Here is a 23122-nt window from a genome sequence, read left to right as displayed (position 1 = left end):
ATATGTCAGCCCAACAAAAACGCAATCATTAAAATGTCAGCAATGTTTGCCGATCCCCCATTTAATGTCACACTGAGCTAATATTCACAGAGTTCGGAACAAAATTGTAATAACAATGCACAATCAAGTTATTGATTTTTGGTTTACTGAAATCACCCCAGAACAGTGGTGGCAAAAGGAGGCACGCTTTGACGCTATGATTCGCTCGAGATTCAGCGCACTGCACAAGCAAGCTCATGCTGGTGAACTAGCCCATTGGCGAGACTCGGCACAGGGTTCTCTAGCGGAAGTGATTATTCTGGATCAGTTTTCCCGCAATATTTATCGGGACCAGCCTGAGTCGTTTGCCAGTGATGCACTAGCCTTAGCGCTGGCTCAGTTTGCGATAGAAAAAGGCTTTGATGAGCAATTACATAGCGCTCAACGCTGTTTTTTATACATGCCTTACATGCACAGCGAATCCCAATTGATACACGAACAGGCGGTGACGCTTTTCAGTGCAGCCGGAGATAAAAAGAACCTGGATTTTGAACTCAAACACAAGGAAATTATTGACCGATTTGGTCGCTATCCTCACAGAAATGAAATTCTGGGTCGGGTATCCACAAAGGAGGAGCTGGCTTTTCTGCAACAACCTAACTCGGGGTTTTGATATCGGTTATTTGTGTGAGGCTACAAAATCAAACGGCACTTATTCAAACTGCTCACTGACTTCGCACAGCTTGTGATACATGCGCTCAATTTGTTTGCCTGAATCGAGATGCTCATAAAAGTGCGCCGTGAAAAGTTGCTGCTCTGCAGCGAGAAACTCAGCATCAGTGGCTAATCGTCCAGCGTATTCCAGATAATCCTGCCAATCTTTTTGACGTTTAGTCTCAGGCACAACGGCGCTAATATGGCCGTGATCTAGCGTTACTACAGGCAAGTTGTTAAGTATCGCGGTTTGTGAGCTGGTACCTCCCCCCGCTCTTTTGGGATTCAGATAAACATCACACATGGCACTAATTGCGGCGAGGTCTTGCTGAAAGCCAAGGTTTAGCACACGCTTTGCCGTGATGGTTTGCTCATCAAACCACTGCTCAAGTTGCAGTTCGGGTGTACCCGCAAATAGAACTCGCGCTTGGGGTTGCTGTGCCAATAGTGTCTGGCAAATCGCAATAAATTCACTGTCTAGCTCGCCCGTCAGGCGCGTGCCCACCACCAGATACAAGAAGGCTTCATCATCGATACCAAATTGGGATTTTGCTGCGGCTTGCTCGGCCTGTCCTTCTGGCGTTACCAACATGCTTTCCAGCATAAAATTCTCATGGCCATATAGAGCAGCCAGATTTTTCGCGGTATCGTTAAATAGATTGCCCGGAATAAAATAGCCATCACAATGATTGAAAGGCACCACCGCACCCGTGGTAGCGAATAGAGAGGGATATATCTGATAAAGACATTCCATCACTAACAGATTTTCACCATGAGCCACCACCGCTTCCACTTCCAATTGCTGCAAAGCACTAGCGATATTCGCAACTTTTTGACTGCTCATTGGGCCGGCATCAAAGCTCACTACACTCACTTTGGAGTCGAATTGCATATATTTGACAGGGATTTGCTGCTGTCCTTGCAGAGTTTCGTTCACTTCATAATTTGCCGGCATAAGCAACTTGAGCTGATTGCAGTTGGTGTAATTCATGGCGTTAGTATTAATTATCTGCACATTACAGCCGTGCTGATGCATCAAATGCAAAGCAATATTGAAGGCCTCCCTGGTGGGAGAATGACGCAGATGCATTAATTGAGGCACCACTATTGCGATGTTTTTTGGTGCCGAAAAATTGATTTGTTTATTGAGTAAGCCCCGGCTGGATAAAAAGCGCTTACTCTGCTCAGCTAAACGATAAAAGCATTGGCGCATTGCCGTTTGCAGCAGCTCGCTGCCACCACTGCGACGAAACAAGCGATGGGAGACATTGCAATAAAACTCATAAAACCAGGCAACGGACACAGTCTCTGGCATACAAGGCACAAGTTTTTCTAAAAATGCGATATCTTCAAAACAATCATAAAGAAAGAACCACATTGGGATCAGGTTATCATTGGGCAATGCAGAATAAAGTAAGTGATCAGACAGGGCTTTTTTTTGCTCGGGCGTAAGCTTTTTTACCTCTCGGTGAATAACCGCTAATGTGCCTTTGTCCTGCTCAGAGACCTGTTCCAAACTAAAAATAGCATCAATGGCCCCTAATATATCCTGCTCTATACCCACCAGAATTCCCCGAAAATTGTTTTTTATTCCTGTTATGGTTCCAGCATAGCTAGTGCTTAAGCAGATAACAACCAGCTATTTCAGAGATTAAGCAGGCTACAAGATTCACATTTTTGAGCTAATATTAAGGCTTCGGTGTTGTTGCCAGAATGTGCAATGAGTAACGGTATGGATCCCTTATTTAAACTCAATACTTGCCTGACTAATCCTGATCTATCCGGTCAACAAAAACTGGAGATGGTCTGTGCGACTGTGCATAAGCTCATTCCGGGTGCTGACCGCGTGAGTCTCTGGCTGTTCAATGAATCAAAATCACAAGTGAGCTCCTTGATCTGTTTTGATGCCACCTCTAAATCCTGGTGTGACCAGATCACCTTACGCAGAGAAGATTTCGGCATTTACTTTGATGCTATCCTGAATCGAGAGTTTGTAGATGCCCCCGATGCGGCCACCCATCCCGATACCAAATGCTTCAATGAAAGCTATTTCACCCCGCTAAATATCCAGTCTTTGCTGGATTATATTCTGCATCGAAATTTTGAGCCCCAAGGTATTCTTTGCTGCGAGAGTGTGGGCCGACAAGTACATTGGTCCGAAGAAGACAAACAAACCCTTAAAAAAATAGCGCGTTCTTGCTCCTTCTTTTTTAACCTGTCTACTAACTAGCTCTCAATAGCAGACAAAAATACCTGTTTATTAAAATGAAAACCGCTTAAATGACTACTGGCCATTAATGTTTTTAGTCGTTGTCACCCTTTTGTCGTAAGGAATTTCTGGCCTATAGTTTCTGTGGGGCTAACAATCTCCTGGCAACCCAAAGGAATTAAAAAATGCGACTTAGTGGTGAAAAACTCAAATCCGTTCGAATGCAAAAAAACTGGTCTCAGGAAGTACTCGCCACGGCCAGTGGTCTATCTTTGCGAACCATTCAACGCATCGAAAAAACCGGCAATGCGTCGAACGAGTCTTATTTATCGCTGTTGGCAGCACTGGACGTTCCTTTGTCATCTATAACCGCACAATCCACAGAGGTGGAAGCGAACTGGTCTGGAGAAATGATTATGAAGGCACTTGCCGCTGTTTTACTGGTGAAACTGATTGTTGTTGGCATGATGGTAATGAATGCCCGTTTTATCGACTTTATCAACATCCCTAATGTTTTGTTTGTGGTGCTATTTACCCTTGCCATGACGCTATTGTCATATGATCTCGACAGGCTATGGGCTGCCATGAAGGGAATTCGCTATATATTTACCCAAGATATTATTGGTGGCCAGGCGGCAAGGCAACTGGCCCAAACCTATCAAAGTCAGATACAATTCTGTTACGGTGCGGGAGCCATTGTGTTTTTAATCGGTTGTATCGCTATCACCCAAGTGGCCAGCAATCAAATAGATGGCTTTGACAAAGGGGCTATTGCTGGCTTCTCGGTAAACCTGTTACCGCTACTATACGCCACTATGATCAGTGAGGGTTTATTGCGGCCGCTTAAAATTAAATTGTTAGCGGCCGACGAAGCAGATTTACAGGAGCAAAGCTAATGGTCTCTTATTACCTGCAATTGTTGATTATGCTGGGTCTTATCGTGCTTGCCTGTTACACCAAATACTGGATGTAACAGCGGCACAGGCCTGATCACATAATGATGTATGGCTAAACAAGACAACACCGTGCCCAAGAACACAAACATAAACTCAATGGGGCCCCCCAAAGTAAATGGCGATAACCAGGCCCCCAAAACCACAATGACAGTCTGGTGCAAGATATACCAACTAAACACAGCACTGTTGCCATAAGATAACCATTTAGCAGGCTTGTTTAAGCAGCTGTAAGCAAAAGCCAGAATCGTCATGATCCACATCACCCGATTGAGATATAGGCAAAACAACTGCAAAGAACTCATCAAAAACGAACTGTCTTCGGTCATCATGGCGTTAACCACTCTCATGGCGAGATACGCTGCGATAGCAACCAATAAAAACCGTAACTTGTGTTTTTTCATCTGCTCCCAGACAGAGTCACTGCGAATCAACAAATAACCAAACACAAAAAAGCTAAAAAACAAACTATGGGTATACCAGTCGTCGGTCAACGCATGCGAGCGATAAGGGAATGATGGATAGATGAAGGTACCGCAAAGCATTAGAACGAGTATAAAAGTCGCTATCCAACCCCCTACGTGAAAACTGTTTATTTTCGAAAAGAATGTAAGTTTCGCTTTTTCAAAAATTAGCCGAATTCCGTATAGCGCCAGGGTATAAAACATGATGTAAGGCAGATACCACAGATGATTCCAGGTTACACCCGGATCGCTGCCAGCAAAGGCACCCTCGGGCCAACTCTGTAAGCTGAGATAGGCCAACCAAAACTTGAAAAAGCCACCTTCAAACGCCCCATTGGCTTTGGCTTCAAAATAGGCTTGCGGCACAACAACCACCAACATACCAAACACCAGTGGCACGCCCAGCTGTTTCATGCGCTGTGCAATAAAGCCGGGTTGTTGTTTATGCATGATAATGGCGGTAGCCATACCGGAGATAGTAAATAACAGCGCCATGCGCCATTGATTAAAAAAGCCCATCACGTCCTGAAGCCAAGTGTATTGATAAGCACTTTTAACATGCCAGCCCCAGTCCTGAACGTAAAACATACCGATGTGATAAAAGATTAACAATCCAAAGGCCAGCACCCTGACTGCGTCAATATCGTAGCGACGTTCAGATAATAATTGCCCCTCTGATAAAATGTGTTGGTTAGCCTGTTCTTGTTGCATGCTATCGTCCCATTACAAAATTAATACACGGTTGCAAAATGACTGAATCCGTAATCAAGAACTAGTCAGCAAGGTTTAATCGTTCCCGTTTAGTGATGAGCGGTGGTATGCTGGGACGAGAAAACTGTAACTGAACAGGGTTCATAACCATAATAACGCCATGACTATGCAACAATATTTAAGACATAAAACCCATTACGAAGTCCTGTTTTGGGGGTTGTTTATCATTTGGCAGGTGGTAGCGAATGTTTATGTTGCTCTGAATGACGCGCCCAGTCTCGCCCCTTGGGAGCCCGTGTTGTGGGAAATATCCAGCACCCTGGTTTTCGCCGCTCTGCTGCCGTTGTTGCTTTGGTTTGATAGCCGCTTTCCGGTGAGTTTTGCCACACTCAAGCGCAATATCTTTATGCACGCCTTATTCACTATTCCTTTTTCTGCGATGCACGTCACCTTAATGGTATTGATTAGAGAAGCAGGCTATTGGTTTATGGGCCGGGATTACAACTTTGGTCCCTGGGGCAGCGAGTTTTTATACGAATATGCGAAAGACTTTCGCACCTATTTTTATTTACTGGTGATAATTTACCTTTACCGGTTGGTGCTGTTTCGCGCTCAAGGTGAAGCATCGGTACCAGGCACTTCCGATGATGATAGTCAGCAATCGACACCCGCCATCAAACAACATTTGCTGGTTAAAAAGCTGGGCAAAGAATTCTTAGTCAAAATTGAAGATATTGAATGGCTGGAAGCCTGTGGCAACTACGTTAATTTGCATGTCGCTGGTCGCGCTTATCCCTATCGCGGCACCATGAAGTCGCTGGAAGAACAATTAGACAGCGACAAGTTCTTGCGGGTACATCGCTCTTATATGGTGAATTACAATCAGGTTCAATCTATAGAGCCGCTGGAAAGTGGCGATGCCAAAATTCAGCTTCATCAAGGCCAGGAGTTGCCTTTTAGTCGCCGTTATCGCGCCGACTTTAAACCGGGTTTGTAGATAAACGAAATAAGTAGCACGATGCTGTATCGTGCTACTTTCTACTTTGTTTTCCTTTAATAAAGGGAAGCGAAACATACGCCTTAGCGAGCAAATCCCATTAATTCCAGGTCATCGTAAGCATCATAACCGTGCACCATTATATGCCAGGTACCTGCTGCCGGATTGCGGATCAACTTGTGCTCATTGCTGCCATCCAGGAAAGGCGCATAATCGTAATCACCTAAGCTCGGCTCAGCATTGTGTTTGATGTAAACATCGGCATCGCCATTGTCACCGCGAATGTCCACCCATAAAATTTTGGCATTGTCGGGTACCTCGATAATGAAATAAATCTCGCTATCCCAATCCCCGCTGAGACCTTGAATGGCCATACCGTTCACTAACTTTCCGTCTACTGGTGAATCAGGATCACCCGGTGGTACGGGATCATCACCCGGCAAATCGGGATCTGTTGGGGGAACGTCCGAATTACCAAACATAGTACTATCCACCCAAGACTTCAATGCAGAAACACGGGCATACACACCATACTTATTGGGTAAGGCACAACCCTCTCCCCAACTTACCACGCCCACCTGATTCTCCTGGCCATTGTAGAATACTGTCAATGGACCACCGCTATCGCCCTGGCAGGAATCCTTACCACCTTCAGAAAATCCAGCACAAAGCTCAGTATCCTTAACTGAACCATTATAAGCTTCAGCTGAATTACACACCTGATTACTCACCAGCGGTACTTCCACCTTGTGCATCAGGTCCGGAAAATTCTCGCCGTTAATACTGGTATTGCCCCAACCACTCACCGTTGCCACCGTGCCGGGTTCGGCACCTTCAGCCATCATATTGGCATCGGCCAACGCAATGGTCGGAACTGAAGATGACACTTCCGACTCCAGATATAACAATGCAATATCGGTAGATTCTCCTTGAGCATAACCGGGATGATTATACACTCTTGCTACAGAGTGAAACTCTCCTTCACCATTGTTACTCAGATCGTTGACATTCACCTGGACGCGAATGGAAGCGAGATCTTGCTCTGCCACATCTTCGACACAATGGGCGGCAGTCAATATCCAGCGTTGCTCTATCACCGAACCACCGCAAAAATGCTGCCCATCCCATTGCAAAGAAGCCATCCACGGGCGTTCGCCATCGGGCGTGATCACGCCACCGATAATTTTTGGTAAGTTTTGTTGTTGCTTTAATTTGAGTTGAATATCAGACGCTTGTGCAGTACCCACCATAGATACAGCGCCCAGCGCCAGTGCAATCGATTTATTTAGTTTAAACATGTAGTTACTCCTGAGGTTACGACTTGCACTTTCATTAAAGCCCTCAGAAAGCATGAAAAATAGCCAGTTTTTGTTGTAGAAAGGTAGTGGAATGTTAGGAATTGTTGGAGTTTTGTAATATCGGCAAAAAAGTCATGACTAACCTGGAATGATTAACCTGCATCGCCCGTTTACCCTAGTTTTATATCAGCCAAAGCCCTCTTTGAAAGCTGGAAAGTAACCTAAACCTGGCAATGATTCTCAACCCGGATTCAGCAAAATTTAATCCCCCATAATTACAATTTTCATACAATAATCTGGTTCAAATTGCCGCCCAAACGTTTTGTAATGGCAGTCGAGTTTATCTTTTTAAGGAGAGATAGCATTGAATGTTCAAACCTACAAATTTGCTCGTGTGATGGGACTCTCAATACTGTCATTAATAAGCAGTTGTGCTCAGGGCGACAGCCCAACCAACACAACTTCAGAATCAAGTATTCACGCCCAGCAAATAGAAACTATTTATGGTTTTGAAGCCACGAAAGATGCCATCAGTTTCGTAGTAACTTCCACCGGGTGTACCAAAAGTGAAGACTTCACACTACAGGTATCCAATAGCAGCCCTGATGACTACACTATTACTTTGCAGCGCAATAAAAAAGACCGATGCAGAGCAATGCCAAAGCTGATTTCCATACAAAAACCATTGCCTGTAGAAGTCGCTGCTGACACCGGGTTCAAACTTAATAACTCGGTAGCTATCAAAATAAGCGAGTATTGAATTGCAGAAATTGTTTTTAGGGATTTATGGCAGTATTTTAGCCAGCACCTTTCTGGTACTGCTTTGCAGTTATTATGTGCTGTCCTCTATTAACCAATACCGCTACGAGCAACACCTTGAAATGGTCTTAGAAGGCACCGCTTCTTTGTTGCACAAGGGTATATCCAGACAGGAAGAAGCCAATCAAGTGCGCTGGATAAGCCTGGCTTCATCATTATTAGATGCCAATTTAACCATTACTGAAAGCACTTTTTCACAGCAGCACAAATACTCTTTGAAACGAGTCAACAACTCATCGGCTCAAACTTCAGAGAAATATATCGCCCATTATCAGGCCCCACAGAGTTCCCTGCGGGTTTCAATTGAGTTTGATGGCATTACAGAACATATATTGTCTGCTACGGCCTTTTTTATGCTAAATGAACTCGGCCGGCTTCCTGCCGAACAGCGCCAGGCGGCATTCGATGAGATGCGCCAGCACTTTCACTACAGCGTATTTAGAGTGCCACAGATCGATCTAAACCTCGATAGCCGGCAACAAAGCCGCTTAAAAAATGGTGATACCGTGGTCGCGGTGATTCGAGAGTTGGGGCGAGGGTCTGCATTTAATGTTTATGCCCCTTGGGGCAAAACCAGCGATGCTCTGGTACTGGGACCTATTGCCTTTTTCAATCCGTACCCAAATTACATCGCCGCCTTGGTATTAGGAGTCGCATTACTGATCATGGCCGTTGTAGTCATGCTAATAATCCGCAAATTGGGGCAACGTTTAACGGCCTTACAAGCCAGTGTTGATGCCATCAGTCCGGCAGCAACAGAAATACCTGAGCAAGATGAAAATCAGGAAGTGATCAGCGCGCTTAGCAGCAAAATCCAGAATATGGCGCAGCGTATTGAAAAGCTACTGGAAGAAAAAGCTTATATGATCAGAGCGGTATCACATGATCTGCGGACCCCCATTGCAAAACTGCATTTTCGTTTAGAGGCCATCTCTGAAAAAGTGGGCAGTGACGATAAGATGGTGCGCAGCTGTCATGACGATCTCCGTCAACTGAATCTGCTCATCGATGAATTGCTCACCTATGAAAAACTGGAAGCAACACGAGACATCAAGTTCAAACCACTGGACTTAGCTCACATAATCAGTAATCAAGTAGACGGACTAAAAGTAGTCAATCCCAAGCTTAATATCAAAACAATCCCGCCTGATTTACCCGCCACCGGCATTGCAGGCAATGAAGTTTTACTGTGCCGGTTATTTGAAAACATCCTGCACAACGCTGAGCGCTACGCAAAAAACCAAATAGCAGTAGAAATTATCCAGCATGACGATGATATTGAAGTAGTCGTAGACGACGATGGTGAAGGTTTACAGGAAAATGTTATCCCCTATTTGTTTGACCCCTTTTTCCGCGCCGATCAGAGCCGAAATTCAGCCAAAGGAGGATACGGACTAGGACTGGCTATTGCTCGCCAAATTGTGTTGCAACATCACGGCTCAATAAAAGCTAGTAACAATGAGCTGGGAGGTGCCAGATTCCAGCTACGCCTTCCTCTGGAGCAAGCAAATCATGATTAGCTGGCGGCTTTTAATAGGCTTGCTCATATTGGGGGTTCTCATACCAAGCTCGAGCAATTTGGCCGTTGCCCAAAGCAACGAGAATAAAACTGAGCCACAACCCAAGAACGCGGTTGCACACGCTTCTGAAATTGAGAACCAGGTCACAGATAACGCAGCGAATAAAAGCCCGGCGCCACCCGTTTCTAAGCAAGCGTCAGGGCAAAATCAAAATATTGATTGGGGAGAATGGGCACTCTCGCCTTTGCCCGAATATGGCGTAGGTATCCGGGGAGAATTGGAAGCGCAGATTAATCAAATGGATCAAAGTAATCTGTTAGACAACGCCAATGGCGTAATTACAACACCTCAGGATAAGAGCAAAAGTGACGGCACGACGCTCTCAATGCAAGATTTGAAAAAAATGATGGCAGAACTGGAAGCAATGGAAGCTAAAGTCAAAGAAGAGATTGAAGATGATACTGAATTCTAAAACTGCAGGCTTATGCAATTACACTATCCAGAGACGTGTCTTCGTATTCTTTAAGCATTTAAGTCTGCTGTTTCTATTTTACCTTTGCCAAACCAGTCATATCCTGGCACAAACAGCAGATAACCCTGTGTTTGCTGCTGCATTAGCCCATATCGAAAAAGAAGAGTTACAACAAGCCGAAGGACTACTCAAATACATGCTGGCAGACGCCCCTGATATGCACAGGGCAAGACTGGAGTTGGGTTTGATTTACTTAAAACTACAAAAAACTCAACAAGCACAAGCGCAATTCGAAATATTACTCAATCATCCAGATGTGCCAGAAGCCGTTAAGCAAAATATTAATAGACTGATGGCAAACAAAAATATCGCCAATCAAAAAGCCGTTGAGCCACCTTCACCAAACACCTCAGATACCCATCCCACTCCTGCTATTACCACTGCCATTATCACCAAGAATAAGCATAACAAACACCATTTCAGCGGTGAGCTACAATTGAGTGCTGGCTATGATGACAACGTCAGGTTCAGTTCCGCGGATTATTTTATCGAGGATGACCCTTTCCTGGATGGATTGTTTCTGGAAACGGAAGAGGGTGAGCTGATTTATGTGGCACCGGACGGATTTATTTATGATTTGGAAGGCAACTTACTATACGAGAACGACGGTTTATATGAATTCACTTCGTTAGACAGCAGCAACGCTTTTGTGGAAGGGCGGTTGAAACTCAACCACCAATACCAGTTTGCCGATGACTATACCCTTACCTGGCATAACAGCCTGTTATTGCAAACCACGGACAACCAGCAACACCCACAATACAATAAAACCCAGATGCGCCTGGAAACGGGTATCACATGGCAGACGGCAGAAACCTGGAAGTGGTCTGTTTTTGCTCACCATCGACTTTTGGAGCGTGACGGCCAGGTACAAATCCGCGCCACTGAATTGCGACCGCAAGTGACTTACTACAATGCGTGGGGCAGCTGGGAGCTTGGCTTGAGCTGGATGGGGCGTCAATACGAGGACAGTGTTATTGTCACTGATGATATAGAAACATGGTATTACGGCTTTTCCAGCACCATCAGGGAAGTATCACTGAAATGGTCTAAGCTGTACTACAACAACAAACTACTGCTACTCACCAGGCTGGACTATTCTGATAACAATGCTGACGATGATTTAGATTACAAAGGATTGCGCCTGACCTTTGCTTCGGTTTATGACTTCGCTCCTGACTGGAGCTTACTGCTATCGGCGACGCGGTTTAATCAGGATTACTCCGATTCAATTGATGAACCGCTAGACGATACCAGCACCAGTTTGCGGGGCAAACTGACGTATCAGTTGAATGACAGCACCTCATTGTTTCTGTCCACTGAGCGCGCTTTCAGAGATTCCGATGTTTATGGCGGCATAAAAAGTGACAAAAGTCTTATTCAAATTGGTGCAGAGTTGAGGTTTTAATTATGAGTCAATACCGGATGCTCATTGTAGAAGATGATCAACCTCTGGCAGAACTAACGCGAGACTTCTTCGAACAGTTTGAGTTTGACTGCACCATCGAAGAAAATGGCGTCCGAGCGGTTGAGCTAGCACTTGCTAACCCGCCCGATATTATCCTTTTGGACATCATGCTACCGGAACTGGACGGCATTCAAATTTGCAAACAAATTCGCGACAAGATCAGCGCTAAGATCGTTATGCTTACTGCCCGAACAGACACCATTGACCAGGTGTTAGGTCTGGAAATTGGCGCTGACGACTATGTATCCAAACCTGTAGAGCCCAGGTTGTTATTAGCGAAAGTCAGAGCGGTATTAAGACGGGATAATAGTCCTGTCGCTTCTCAGCAAGAAGAGTTTAGCTTTGCCGACTTTACACTCTGCCCTCATAAGCGCGAGTTAAATAAAAATGGCCAGCCCATTGAGCTGTCTACCCATGAATATGATCTGCTGTTAATGCTAGTGCAGAACAAAGGGCAAGTGATTAGCCGTGAAGCCATTTTTCAACACCTTCGAGGCGTGGAATACGATGGTCAGAACCGCCAGGCAGATATCCTGATCTCCACACTCAGAGCCAAAATTGAATCGGCACCGAATGCCGCGAATTTGATTAAAACCATTCGGTCCAGAGGCTACCTGTTTACCGGTTAGTTATACCAATAAAAAAAGGCAACACAGGAAGCCAGTGTTGCCTTTTTTATCTATCAGATTAAAGCTGTTACAAAGATTCAATCGTGGCTTTTTGCTCTTTCAGCTTTTCCATTGCCACACGGAACTCTTCCAGTTTCTCGCGCTCTTTGTTGATTACCGCTTCTGGCGCATTGTTAACAAACTTCTCGTTGCCTAGTTTGCCTTCAGTGCGAGCAAAATCTTTTTCTGCTTTATCCAGGGCTTTCGCGATACGCGCCAGCTCGGCATCTTTATCGATAAGCCCCGCCATAGGCACCAGAATTTCCATATCCCCTACTAATGCAGTGGATGACGCCGGACCTTTCTCACCTTCGGCTAACACCGTGATCTCTTCCAGCTTTGCCATGGCTTGCAGGAAGGTCATATTGTCATCCATACGGCGCTGGTGTTCGCCGCTGGCGTTTTTAACCAGTACCGATAAAGGTTTACTGGGTGAGATATCCATTTCGCCACGGATATTACGCACACCCACTACAAACTGTTTCACCCACTCCAGATCATCGATGGCTTGTTGATTTACCAGGTTCTCGTCATAAGCAGGATAGGCTTGCAGCATAATACTGTCGCCTTCAATGTTGGCTAGCGGAGCCACATTGCGCCAGATGGTTTCAGTGATGTAAGGCATTAACGGATGCATCATACGCAACAAGGCTTCCAGCGTGCTAACCAGGGTCTTACGCGTGGCGCGCTGCTGCGCTTCATTGCCTTTGAACAATACTGGCTTGGTCAACTCCAGATACCAATCACAGAACTGGTTCCAGGTGAATTCGTACAGAGTATTGGCAGCCAGATCAAAGCGATAAGCATCCAGGTGCTGACGACATTGCTTGATAGTTTTGTGCAGTTGCCCCTGAATCCAGCGGTCTGCCAGAGAAAACTCCAGTTCGCCACCGTTAGCACCACAATCGTGCTCTTCGGTATTCATCAACACATAACGGCTGGCGTTCCACAATTTGTTGCAGAAGTTGCGATAACCTTCCAGGCGGTTCATATCCCAGTTGATATCACGCCCGGTGGACGCCATCGCGGCCAGGGTAAAACGCAGTGCATCAGTACCGTGGGCTTCGATACCACCGGGGAAGGTTTTGCGGGTATTCTTTTCAATCTTCTGCGCCAGTTGTGGCTGCATCAAATTACCCGTGCGTTTCTCTACCAAGGATTCGAGGTCAATACCGTCAATCATATCGATAGGATCTAACACGTTACCCTTGGATTTCGACATCTTATCGCCATGTTCATCGCGGATAAGGCCGGTAACATACACGGTTTTAAAGGGCACCTGAGATTTGCCATTCTCATCTTTGATGAAGTGCATGGTCATCATGATCATGCGCGCCACCCAGAAGAAGATGATATCAAAGCCAGTCACCAGGGTATTGCTGGGATGGAAAACCTGCATGTCTTCAGTGTTTTCTGGCCAACCCAGCGTAGAGAAGGTCCAAAGTGCTGAAGAGAACCAGGTATCCAGTACGTCTTCGTCTTGCGACAATGCGATGTCATCAGCCAGCTTATGTTCATTGCGTACTTCGGCTTCGTCTCGGCCTACATAGACATTCCCTTCAGCGTCATACCAGGCCGGGATACGATGTCCCCACCACAACTGACGAGAAATACACCAATCCTGAATGTCGTTCATCCAGGAGAAGTACATGTTTTCGTATTGCTTGGGTACAAACTGAATTTCACCATCTTCAACGGCTTTTTTAGCCGGCTCAGCCAAAGGTGCAACACGTACATACCACTGATCGGTTAATAGTGGTTCAATAACGACGCCAGAGCGGTCGCCGTAAGGCACTGTCATGGCGTTGTCTTCGATACCTTCCAGTAAGCCTGCTTCTTCAAAGCTGGCTACAATGGCTTTGCGCGCTTCGAATCTATCCATATTGTGCAAAGATTCAGGAATAGGTGCATCCAGGGTCAGCTCTTTACCATCAAAGGTATAGCTTTCCCCTGCGGGTAAAATAGCGGCATCGATAGAGAAGATGTTGATCATGGGCAACTGATGGCGTTTACCCACTTCGTTATCATTAAAATCGTGCGCCGGGGTGATCTTCACACAACCCGTACCCTTTTCCATGTCGGCGTGCTCATCGCCCACGATGGGAATGCGACGATTTACCAAAGGCAAGATAATCTCTTTGCCGATGAGGTCTTTGTAGCGCTCATCTTCCGGATTAACCGCCACGCCGGTATCACCCAGCATGGTTTCCGGACGCGTTGTGGCCACCACCAGGTAGTTTTTACCATCTTTTGTTGTAACGCCATCCGCCAATGGATAACGCAGATGCCACATATTGCCTTTTTTGTCTTTGTTTTCCACTTCCAGATCGGAAATGGCGGTGTGTAATTTCGGATCCCAGTTTACCAGGCGCTTACCGCGGTAAATCAAGTCGTCCTGATACAAACGCACGAAGACTTCTTTCACCGCCTCGGACAAGCCATCGTCCATGGTAAAGCGTTCTCTGTCCCAATCGACAGAGGCACCTAAACGGCGCAACTGCTTGGTAATAGTGCCACCCGATTCGGCTTTCCAGTCCCAGATACGATCGATAAAGCTTTCACGGCCTAGCTCATGACGGGTTTTGCCTTCTTCATTGGCAAGTTTGCGCTCTACCACCATTTGCGTGGCGATACCCGCGTGGTCAGTCCCCACCTGCCATAATGTGTTGTTGCCATCCATGCGCTTGTAGCGAATAAGCGTATCCATGATGGTATCCTGGAAGGCATGCCCCATGTGCAGGCTGCCAGTTACATTTGGCGGCGGGATCATGATGGAATAGGCCTCGCCCTTACCAGAGGGCTTGAAGTAGCCTTTTTCTTCCCATTCCTGATACAGCTGGGTTTCAATATTTTGTGGGTTGAAAGTCTTATCCATTCGGGGTCTCATTCAGATTTTCAGCGGGCCGGGTGTCAAGGCTAAAGCCAGCCGCGCGGTAGTGTTTATAACGTTCTCGTGCTTGTTGTTTGCCGTTGTCGTCGGCGGGCACGAAGTCAATCAGTGTGCGAATTTGCGCGGCAAAGGCCGGCATATCCTGTTGCAAATTAATGCACACCTGACGGTTCAGACGATCTGGCTTTTGCCAGTTGATCTCTACAGGTGTGCCCGATTCAGGGCCCTCTCCCGGCAAGTTATGGGGTACGAAGGCATCCACGGGTAATTGCCACAGTAACTCATCCATGCGCTCAGCCTGTTTTTGACTGGCACAGAGGATCAGCACACGTTGTTTTTGACGATAATAATGGGTTGCCACCTCACAGGCAAAAGCTTCCTGAGTGGATTCAGCGGTGGCATCGTTTCGTTGTGCTAACAGAAAAAAAGTAACGTTCGGCATAGCCGCAATTAATCTTCCATCTCAATACCGGCGCGATTCATTACAAATTGCGTCAGTAGTGGCACGGGGCGTCCGGTTGAGCCTTTGTTCTTACCGCTATTCCAGGCAGTACCCGCCACATCAAGGTGAGCCCAGTGGTACTTTTTAGTGAAACGCGACAAGAAACACGCCGCTGTAATGGTACCGGCCGGACGACCACCCACATTGGCCATGTCTGCGAAAGGACTTTCGATTTGCTCTTGATAATCGTCCCACAACGGCAAACGCCAGGCTCTGTCGCCACTTTGCTCAGAAGCGTTGATGATCTCATGGGCCAGCGGATTGTGGCTACTCATTAAGCCTGTGGCATGCTTACCTAAGGCAATAACACAAGCGCCCGTTAAGGTAGCAACGTCAATGACGGTATCAGGATCGAAGCGCTCCACGTAAGTCAACGCATCACACAATACTAAACGGCCTTCCGCATCAGTATTCAATACTTCAACCGTTTGACCCGACATGGTAGTCAGGATATCACCCGGACGATAGGCGTTAGCGTCTGGCATGTTCTCACAGCCTGCGATTACCGCAATCACATTGATGGGAAGTTGCAACTCAAGAATGGCATGCATGGCACCCAAAACACCGGCAGCACCGCCCATATCGTATTTCATCTCATCCATGCCTTCGCCTGGTTTCAATGAAATACCACCGGAATCAAAGGTCAAGCCTTTACCAACTAAAACAACAGGATCGTGACTGGCGGCACCACCGCGGTAGTGCATGACCGTCATGACTGACTCGTTATGAGAGCCACGTCCAACGGCAAGATAGGAATTCATGCCCAGGTTGGCCATTTCCTGCTCACCAATACGCTCCACCGTGACGTTCTCGTATTGCTTTTCCAGCTCCAATGCTTGCTCGTACAGGTAAACAGGATTACAGATGTTGGGCGGCATGTTGGCTACATCTTTACAGGTGGCCATACCTTTAGAGATGGCGAGGCCATGCTCTACCGCACGCTCACCAACCGTTAGTTCACGGCGGGTAGGTACGTTAAAAACGATTTTGCGCAATGGGCGACGGGCTTCATCCTTGCGGGACTTCATTTGGGTAAAGCGATACAAAGCATCGTTAGTGCTCTCTACTGCCTGACGCACTTTCCAGTAGGTATCACGCCCTTTTACGTGCAATTCCGTTAAGAAACAAACAGCCTCCATTGAGCCAGTTTCGTTCAAGGTAGAGATGGTTTTGGCGATGATTTGCTTGTACTGGCGCTCATCCAGTTCGCGCTCTTTGCCACAACCTACAAGAAGAATGCGCTCGCTCAGTACATTTGGAACATGATGCAATAACAGCATTTGGCCGGGTTTGCCTTCCAGATCGCCGCGACGCAACAAATTACTGATGTAACCTTCGCTGATCACATCTAATTGCTCCGCCACCGCCGTTAAACGTCTTGGCTCGAACACGCCCACGACTATACAGGCGCTGCGCTGCTTTTCCGGACTACCGCTTTTTACATGAAATTCCATCGTTGTTCCTCTCTCATTTCAGTAGCCTAATTGGTAAAAATCAGCAAATTTTACCTTTGTGCTACGTGCAACCGAACAAAAAAAGTCTTTCGTTGTCGAAAAAGGCAGGTTTACAAGCCCCTCATTCAACGTTCATAATGATAATGTTGGCTTTTTTATTCAGGTAGGGTGCAGTTTTTATTTTTTAAACTTATAAAAATACTTAGTTTACTTAAAATTCCTGTGCTTGCCAGTAAAAATACATCTTTTCGACCGGATAAATCGTGCTCATATTCAGATATCTGTTGAAGGAAACCTTCAAATCCCAACTCGCCGTTTTTCTGGTTTTAATGGCGATTTTTGTTACTCAAAAATTTGTTCGTGTTCTGGCAGAAGCGTCCAATGGCGATATCCCTGCCGGGCTGGTGCTTAATTTCCTGGCACTGAAGACGCCTGTATTAGCAGCTCTGATCCTGCCCTTAAGCGTATTTTTGGGCATTATGCTGGCCCATGGCCGTTTGCATGTCGACAGTGAAATGTCGGTTATGCGGGCTTGTGGCATCAGTGAATGGTACGTGGCGCGTGTGATGTTGGTTCTGGCGCTATTCATGTCTCTAGTGAGTGCCTCCTTGACCCTCTGGTTAGCGCCACTTGCCACCGAAATTGAATACCAATTAGAAGAACAACTCACCGCCGAATCCGGCTTGTCTGCTCTGCTACCCGGTCGGTTTGAAGAAACTGCCAACAAAAAAGCGGTATTGTTTGTGCAGGAAATTGACGGCGATAATCAGCTTAAAAACGTCTTCGTAGCCCAGCACGATCCGGAAAAAGCCAGCGAGGCTGTACATATCGTGCATTCCGAAGGCGGCTATATTTCCGAAAGCCCTGATGGCTCGCAAAAGTTAATACTCACTTCTGGTAATCAGTACGAAGGCAAACTAGGCATGCGAGATTATCGCGTGGTGGAATTTGATGAATACCAGGTACAAATCGCATTAGGAGAGGAGCAAGCGGAACAGAAGCGCCGCAAGTTGAGTGCCTATTCCACCGAAACCCTGATGCAAGAAAACAGCCTTGATGCCATTGCTGAATTTCAGTGGCGCATTGCCATTCCCTTATCCATTCCCTTTTTAGTAATTATCGCCGTGCCACTTAGTTCAGTCGATCCACGCCAAGGGCGCTTTGGTCGTCTATTTCCGGCCATCTTGTTGTATTTAGGTTACTTCCTGCTGCTCATGATGGGCCGTGAAGTACTGGAAGATGGCAAAATCCCCCCTCAACTTGGCCTTTGGTGGGTACACATCGTGATGCTATTAGTGGGCATGGTGCTGATCCTCAAGGGGCGAACCTTGGGCGTGAAAGTGCGGGCTAAATTCAGGGGGCTGCGCCGTGTTTAAAATCGTAGATTGGTATCTGGCACGCACATTATTGGGTACTACCTTTCTGAGCCTGTCAGTTCTGGTGGGGCTTAGTTCATTAATCAGCTTTATCGAACAGCTTAAAAAAGTCGGTACAGGTAACTACGACCTGACCGTTGCAGCTATCTATGTGTTTTTATCCATGCCCCGCGAAATCGAGCAATTCTTCCCGATGGCGACCTTGATTGGCGGTTTAACCGGTATGGGCATGCTAGCCAGTAGCAGCGAGCTTACGGTGATGCAGGCATCTGGCTTGAGTCGCTGGAATATCATTATGTCGGCCATGAAATCTGCACTGGTGATGGTGTTGTTCGTCATGGCATTGGGTGAATGGGTAGCCCCCACCACCGAAGCTAAGGCCAAAGAGATCCGCGCTCAGGCTATTTCCGGTGGTAGCCTGTTTGCCACAGATCGCCTCACATGGGCTAAAGATGGCGACAAGTTCGTGAGTATTGGCGAAGTTATTGATAAAGATACGTTGCGAGATATCACCGTTTACGAATTTGATGAGCAGCGCAGGCTAACTCAGATCACAGTAGCCAAAGAAGCCCACTTTGATAACGATGCCTGGCGCCTGGAACGAGTAAGGTTTACGAAAATAAACGGTCGTGTTACCACCACGTCAAAATACGAGTCACAATGGGTATCGACACTCACCCCGGACAAACTCGGCGTAGTAACCGTTAAACCCGAAGCCCTGTCTATCTCTGGTTTAAATGATTATATCCAATACCTGAATAACAATGGTCAAGACTCGTCAAGGTATACTTTGGCATATTGGCGCAAGCTACTGCAGCCGATTTCCGTGGGAGTCATGCTCTTGATGGCGTTGTCGTTCGTCTTCGGCCCGCTGCGAAGTGTTACTATGGGGGCCCGGATTATCATGGGTGTTCTCACCGGGTTCGGCTTCTTTATCAGTAATGAAGTGTTCGGACCGTTGAGTCTGGTGTATCAAGTGCCACCGTTTTTAGGCGCCCTGTTGCCCAGTGTGGTATTTGCCTTTGTGGCGATGCAGTTACTCAAGCGACAATAAATAGCAACCGGTTCTCTGACAAGCAAAAGGTTGCCAGAATGCATTTACCAGTTTTTATGATCATTAGCTTCTTTGGATAACACCCGTATCTCGGTGCTGGCCAGTCTATCTTGCAGCGATTGTTTGTTTTTGAAATCCAGCAACACTAACAAGGTACCCAAGCCGCCGATAGAGCAAAGCATACGCAGAAATGCGCGACCATAGCCCATAGGTTTATCGTTGGTGCTGTAAAGGCGCATGCGCCAGGCACGCATACCAATAGTTTGGCCACCATTACGCCAAAACCAGACAAAAAAGCCTACCACCCAAGACAGTACCCAAACTTGAACCAGGGAGCGATAAAACACAGAGTTTTGAATGATGTCACTAACGTGTTCCATTCCTTGTTTATCCAGTACACCATTTTCGAATAACAAAATGAGGGTTACGGTCATCACCATCGCTGCCACCATACCCACGGCAACGGCCACCAGCAGATCGTACACCATAGCTGCAAGACGACGTAAAAAACCAGCGCGAGGAAAACTGTTTTGCATTGAGCCTACTCCAATCCAATCGATGCGGATTCTAGCAGTAAAGCTTTAGTGATACAGCGATAACTGGCGAAAAAAGCCAGGGTTTGAGCCTTAGCAAAGGGAAACTCTGTCCGTAATGTCTAATAAACCACAAGGATTGCGCAATCTTTCAGCAGAATGTATCGAAAGTGTCATAAAACACTTGCAAGTCACAATACACTGAATATAATTCTCGCCTCCTGAAGAACTTCAGGAACACAACTCAGTGCCAGAGTGGCGAAATTGGTAGACGCAGCGGATTCAAAATCCGCCGGTAGCAATACTGTGCCGGTTCAAGTCCGGCCTCTGGTACCATCTCTTACTAAGAGATAATAAACCGACGCAAGTCGGTTTTTTTGTGTCTTAAAATTAAAATAGAGAATTGCTGCGGGTTTTGCTCGTATCGTCCCTGATACTGATTTACATTGATGTAAGGAATGCCGGTTATGTCGGGAACATTTAACCGGCCACTTGCTCCGCAAGCCAGCTAAAGCTGTCCTATTTTGTTCCAGGCAAAATAGTGTTGTATCTAGGGCTTGTTAATTTGTAAGCCGCCGGACTAAAGAACCGGTCCCCGGTCAAATTACATCAAGTTCTCCGAATTGAGATTAGTGTTTACGGCTGTCTGAACCATCCCAGTAACTCACCCAGCTTAGGAATAACGTGCAAGCAAATACCGCTCCCTATTACGCTCATCTTAAACACATCCCTGATGATCGTCACCCAGTCCTGCCATCCTTGGCAGGCCGTTCAGCGAGGCGGTGCGTTGCACCTAAAGAAACTCGCCTCACCCATGTGCAGTCGTTTAGTCGGCGCGCCGCTTCGCGGCTAAAACAGCCTCTTTCACCCTCTGGTACCATCTCTTTTGAATAGAGACTAAACCGAAGTAAGTCGATTTTTTTTGTGCCTGAAACTTGCGTTTTATTTTTCAGCGAACCTGACCCCTTTGATCTCCAATACACAGAAATCAGCATATATACTCAACTTAGTTTGGTATAATCGCTCGCCGAAATTTGAGCAATAGTGGTTAAGCGATAGCACACCCGATGAAGAGGCCAAAAATAAGTGGAATATCAATTTACAATGCGTTTCTCCAAATACCCTAGCGCAACGTTTGAAATGGGTGGTGAAGCGTTCGGATATTGGTTTTCAGATGAGTTGCGTGACGATCAAACCAAGATTACCAATCTAATAAATACCATACAAAGACTGCATGACAAGCAGATACAAGAATTCAAGTTAACCGGCAAAAATTATGATCTGCTGTTGTCCTCTGAAGAAGTGGAAGTACGTTCTCACGCCTATTCAGAAGACGAAGCACCAGAAGGCGCAGAATGGTGCAGCAACGTCATCGCAGGTTGTGGATTACAAGATTTTGAATCTGTTCTGTTATCCTGGAAAGACTTTACGCAAAGCGCGCTTTAACTTGCTCGTTGTTAGATAAACTACAGTGTTGATCTGACTGATATAGATTCGAACTGCTGTGAAGAGCAAAATTTCCCAGACAGAAATATGCATAAACAAAAATATAACTTCAACAGGCTTTGCAATGCTGCATCCAAACTAGCCCGCTAATGCGTGCCGGATGTATTTCTCAATCACCTGAATCAGGCAAACAACTCGCTGAAAGTGCCTTCTTTATTAATGCACTTAAAATAAATAGCGCATTCAAAATATGGCGTGTCTGAAATCCCCGTTTTGCTGCGCCAGTTCTTTTGCTCTTTTTCTTAATTGAGCTTCTTTTTGAGTATTCCCTGATTGTGCCCAGGCATCTGCTAAACTGTCGTATGCGTTAGCTGAATTTGGATAGAGGGAGCGCCAATATTCAAATATCTCGATGGCTTCCGCTGTTCTTTCCTGCTGAAGGAGTACATAGCCAATTCTCTTTAATCTGTTGCGATTGTAATAGCGCTCCCCTTTTGGGACAGCTTCGAATCCAACCTTTTCGCTAAGATCCCGGTAGTAATTTTTTATATTTTGGATAGTTTGACCGGGCTCTTCACTCATAAAGTCTCGATAGTTAGGGTCCCACTGTTCTGGAGGAAATATAGAGCGCAGTGCCGAGTTAACAGCGGGTAACACCGCCGCATAACCATCATTTTCTGTTAACTCTTGTTTATACTTGAAATTGGGGCTGTTGAGAGATCTTAGTGCCGATGCAAACTTTTCGTACCCCTGCAAGATCCGTGGATTTTGTCCCCCTCCTGATTTTGGCATTGAGATATAGAGGTGCCCGGAGAGTTGCTTATGACTTGCTATGGTGGCGGCGATTTTCTCAAACACACTACTTTTTTCGTATCCAACCGCGTTGAAATCTGCTGTGTTTATCGCCACGTGCGCGTCAAACAAACCGGGTCTACTCCAGACACTGTGCAATGCAAATTGGCCAGTTGGCGACAATCCTACCAGTACTTTGTAGTCAGCTGCGTGAAACCTTTCTTCAATGAAGGGAATAATGTCATTTTCAATAAACTGCAGGTATTGCTCCTGCTTTCCGCCAAACCACAAAGGTTCGCCATTGCGATTCAAAGGCGTTGGAGTTATAGCTCGCCTTTCCCCAGGTAAATTTGGAATGCCTACCACGATGGCTTCGGGCATCTGACTATTCATACCCTGAAAATATATTTGACCTGCAATGGGATAAAACATCAATTCTGCATCCAATACAAAAACTACCGGATATTTTAAACGGGGGCCAGATTCTATATATGCCGAAGGAAGAGACACCAGCACTTCCCTCTTTTGCTTAAGGGATTCAGCGTCTATGTTAAATTTTTGAATTGTCGGATAACCAATTGCTCCCGTCTTTTGATAAACGTCATGGGTTTCATCAGCGTATCCTGTGTTTGCACCTGTAAATACAATGAAGAAAAGAATCCTTGCTACAATGCTTTTCAATGTATGCTCTCCTGGTCTGAAAATAGGGTTAGAATTATCACGTCCACAGAATTATCCGCGCC

General features: G+C 46.2%; 20 protein-coding genes and 1 tRNA gene. 13 read left to right on the top strand and 8 right to left on the bottom strand.

Annotated elements, in window-relative coordinates; all coding sequences use genetic code 11:
- Nucleotides 1-115: 115 nt before the first annotated feature.
- Complete coding sequence (locus AABA75_RS02100; RefSeq protein WP_338290773.1) at nt 116-652, top strand: DUF924 family protein; 537 nt, start codon at nt 116-118, stop codon at nt 650-652.
- A 39-nt stretch (nt 653-691) separates the two neighbouring features.
- Here the strand turns inward: AABA75_RS02100 and AABA75_RS02095 are convergent, their stop codons facing one another.
- Complete coding sequence (locus AABA75_RS02095; protein WP_338290771.1) at nt 692-2257, bottom strand: glycosyltransferase; 1566 nt, start codon at nt 2255-2257, stop codon at nt 692-694.
- A 168-nt stretch (nt 2258-2425) separates the two neighbouring features.
- Here AABA75_RS02095 and AABA75_RS02090 point away from each other — a divergent pair, with 168 nt between their 5' ends.
- Together AABA75_RS02090 and AABA75_RS02085 are read left to right on the top strand one after the other, a co-directional pair.
- Nucleotides 2426-2923: a GAF domain-containing protein gene (locus AABA75_RS02090; protein WP_338290769.1), complete on the top strand. Its 498-nt coding sequence runs from the start codon at nt 2426-2428 to the stop codon at nt 2921-2923.
- 164 nt (nt 2924-3087) lie between these two features.
- Nucleotides 3088-3798, top strand: coding sequence for a helix-turn-helix domain-containing protein (locus AABA75_RS02085; protein WP_338290767.1), 711 nt, complete (start codon nt 3088-3090; stop codon nt 3796-3798).
- Here AABA75_RS02085 and AABA75_RS02080 read toward each other — a convergent pair.
- Nucleotides 3795-5030, bottom strand: a complete 1236-nt coding sequence (locus AABA75_RS02080; protein WP_338290766.1) for an acyltransferase family protein — start codon at nt 5028-5030, stop codon at nt 3795-3797. The two genes, AABA75_RS02085 and AABA75_RS02080, sit on opposite strands and share 4 nt — an antisense overlap.
- A gap of 160 nt (nt 5031-5190) precedes the next feature.
- Between AABA75_RS02080 and AABA75_RS02075 the strand changes: the two genes are divergently transcribed.
- A complete protein-coding gene (locus tag AABA75_RS02075; protein WP_338290764.1) occupies nt 5191-6027 on the top strand; it encodes a LytR/AlgR family response regulator transcription factor in 837 nt (278 codons plus the stop codon).
- Between the two features lie 83 nt (nt 6028-6110).
- Here the strand turns inward: AABA75_RS02075 and AABA75_RS02070 are convergent, their stop codons facing one another.
- A complete protein-coding gene (locus tag AABA75_RS02070) occupies nt 6111-7325 on the bottom strand; it encodes a DUF1986 domain-containing protein (protein WP_338290762.1) in 1215 nt (404 codons plus the stop codon).
- Between the two features lie 364 nt (nt 7326-7689).
- On the opposite strand from AABA75_RS02070, the gene AABA75_RS02065 reads away from it, so the two are divergent.
- From AABA75_RS02065 to AABA75_RS02045, 5 genes are read left to right on the top strand one after another with little or no spacing between them, the layout of a single operon-like run.
- The gene (locus AABA75_RS02065) at nt 7690-8085 is read left to right on the top strand and encodes a hypothetical protein (protein WP_338290761.1); all 396 of its coding nucleotides are present in this window, start codon (nt 7690-7692) and stop codon (nt 8083-8085) included.
- Between the two features lies 1 nt (nt 8086).
- A complete protein-coding gene (locus AABA75_RS02060) occupies nt 8087-9664 on the top strand; it encodes an ATP-binding protein (protein ID WP_338290760.1) in 1578 nt (525 codons plus the stop codon).
- 58 nt (nt 9665-9722) lie between these two features.
- Complete coding sequence (locus AABA75_RS02055) at nt 9723-10136, top strand: hypothetical protein (protein WP_338290758.1); 414 nt, start codon at nt 9723-9725, stop codon at nt 10134-10136.
- On the top strand, nt 10120-11604 hold the full coding sequence (locus AABA75_RS02050) for a hypothetical protein (RefSeq protein WP_338290757.1): 1485 nt from the start codon (nt 10120-10122) through the stop codon (nt 11602-11604). Before AABA75_RS02055 ends, AABA75_RS02050 begins: the two co-directional genes overlap by 17 nt.
- Before the next feature lie 2 nt (nt 11605-11606).
- Nucleotides 11607-12293, top strand: a complete 687-nt coding sequence (locus AABA75_RS02045) for a response regulator transcription factor (protein WP_338290755.1) — start codon at nt 11607-11609, stop codon at nt 12291-12293.
- A gap of 67 nt (nt 12294-12360) precedes the next feature.
- Here AABA75_RS02045 and AABA75_RS02040 read toward each other — a convergent pair whose 3' ends face one another.
- Genes AABA75_RS02040 through pepA form a run of 3 tightly spaced genes read right to left on the bottom strand, consistent with a single transcriptional unit; the run spans nt 12361 to nt 17178 of the window.
- The gene (locus tag AABA75_RS02040) at nt 12361-15207 is read right to left on the bottom strand and encodes a valine--tRNA ligase (RefSeq protein WP_338290753.1); all 2847 of its coding nucleotides are present in this window, start codon (nt 15205-15207) and stop codon (nt 12361-12363) included.
- The gene (locus AABA75_RS02035) at nt 15200-15664 is read right to left on the bottom strand and encodes a DNA polymerase III subunit chi (protein ID WP_338290752.1); all 465 of its coding nucleotides are present in this window, start codon (nt 15662-15664) and stop codon (nt 15200-15202) included. The genes AABA75_RS02040 and AABA75_RS02035 overlap by 8 nt, the downstream gene beginning before the upstream one ends.
- Before the next feature lie 8 nt (nt 15665-15672).
- Nucleotides 15673-17178, bottom strand: a complete 1506-nt coding sequence (gene pepA, locus AABA75_RS02030) for a leucyl aminopeptidase (protein WP_338290751.1) — start codon at nt 17176-17178, stop codon at nt 15673-15675.
- 263 nt (nt 17179-17441) lie between these two features.
- Between pepA and lptF the strand changes: the two genes are divergently transcribed.
- Both lptF and lptG read left to right on the top strand, forming a co-directional pair.
- A complete protein-coding gene (lptF, locus tag AABA75_RS02025; RefSeq protein ID WP_338290749.1) occupies nt 17442-18554 on the top strand; it encodes an LPS export ABC transporter permease LptF in 1113 nt (370 codons plus the stop codon).
- Nucleotides 18547-19608, top strand: a complete 1062-nt coding sequence (lptG, locus tag AABA75_RS02020; RefSeq protein WP_338290747.1) for an LPS export ABC transporter permease LptG — start codon at nt 18547-18549, stop codon at nt 19606-19608. The genes lptF and lptG overlap by 8 nt, the downstream gene beginning before the upstream one ends.
- A gap of 44 nt (nt 19609-19652) precedes the next feature.
- On the opposite strand, the gene AABA75_RS02015 is transcribed toward lptG, so the two are convergent.
- On the bottom strand, nt 19653-20144 hold the full coding sequence (locus AABA75_RS02015; RefSeq protein ID WP_338290745.1) for an RDD family protein: 492 nt from the start codon (nt 20142-20144) through the stop codon (nt 19653-19655).
- A 246-nt stretch (nt 20145-20390) separates the two neighbouring features.
- Here AABA75_RS02015 and AABA75_RS02010 point away from each other — a divergent pair.
- A tRNA-Leu gene (locus tag AABA75_RS02010) sits at nt 20391-20477 on the top strand.
- 750 nt (nt 20478-21227) lie between these two features.
- Nucleotides 21228-21587 carry a YacL family protein gene (locus AABA75_RS02005; protein WP_338290744.1) on the top strand — a complete coding sequence of 120 codons (360 nt, stop codon included), beginning with the start codon at nt 21228-21230 and terminating at the stop codon, nt 21585-21587.
- A 243-nt stretch (nt 21588-21830) separates the two neighbouring features.
- Here the strand turns inward: AABA75_RS02005 and AABA75_RS02000 are convergent, their stop codons facing one another.
- Nucleotides 21831-23060 (bottom strand): alpha/beta hydrolase-fold protein, encoded by a 1230-nt coding sequence (locus AABA75_RS02000; RefSeq protein ID WP_338290743.1) that lies wholly within the window; start codon nt 23058-23060, stop codon nt 21831-21833.
- Nucleotides 23061-23122 lie beyond the last annotated feature (62 nt).

It is taken from the genome of Planctobacterium marinum, from assembly GCF_036322805.1.
Classification (GTDB): Bacteria; Pseudomonadota; Gammaproteobacteria; order Enterobacterales; family Alteromonadaceae; genus Planctobacterium; species Planctobacterium marinum_A.
This window is presented reverse-complemented; position numbering and strand designations above follow the sequence as displayed.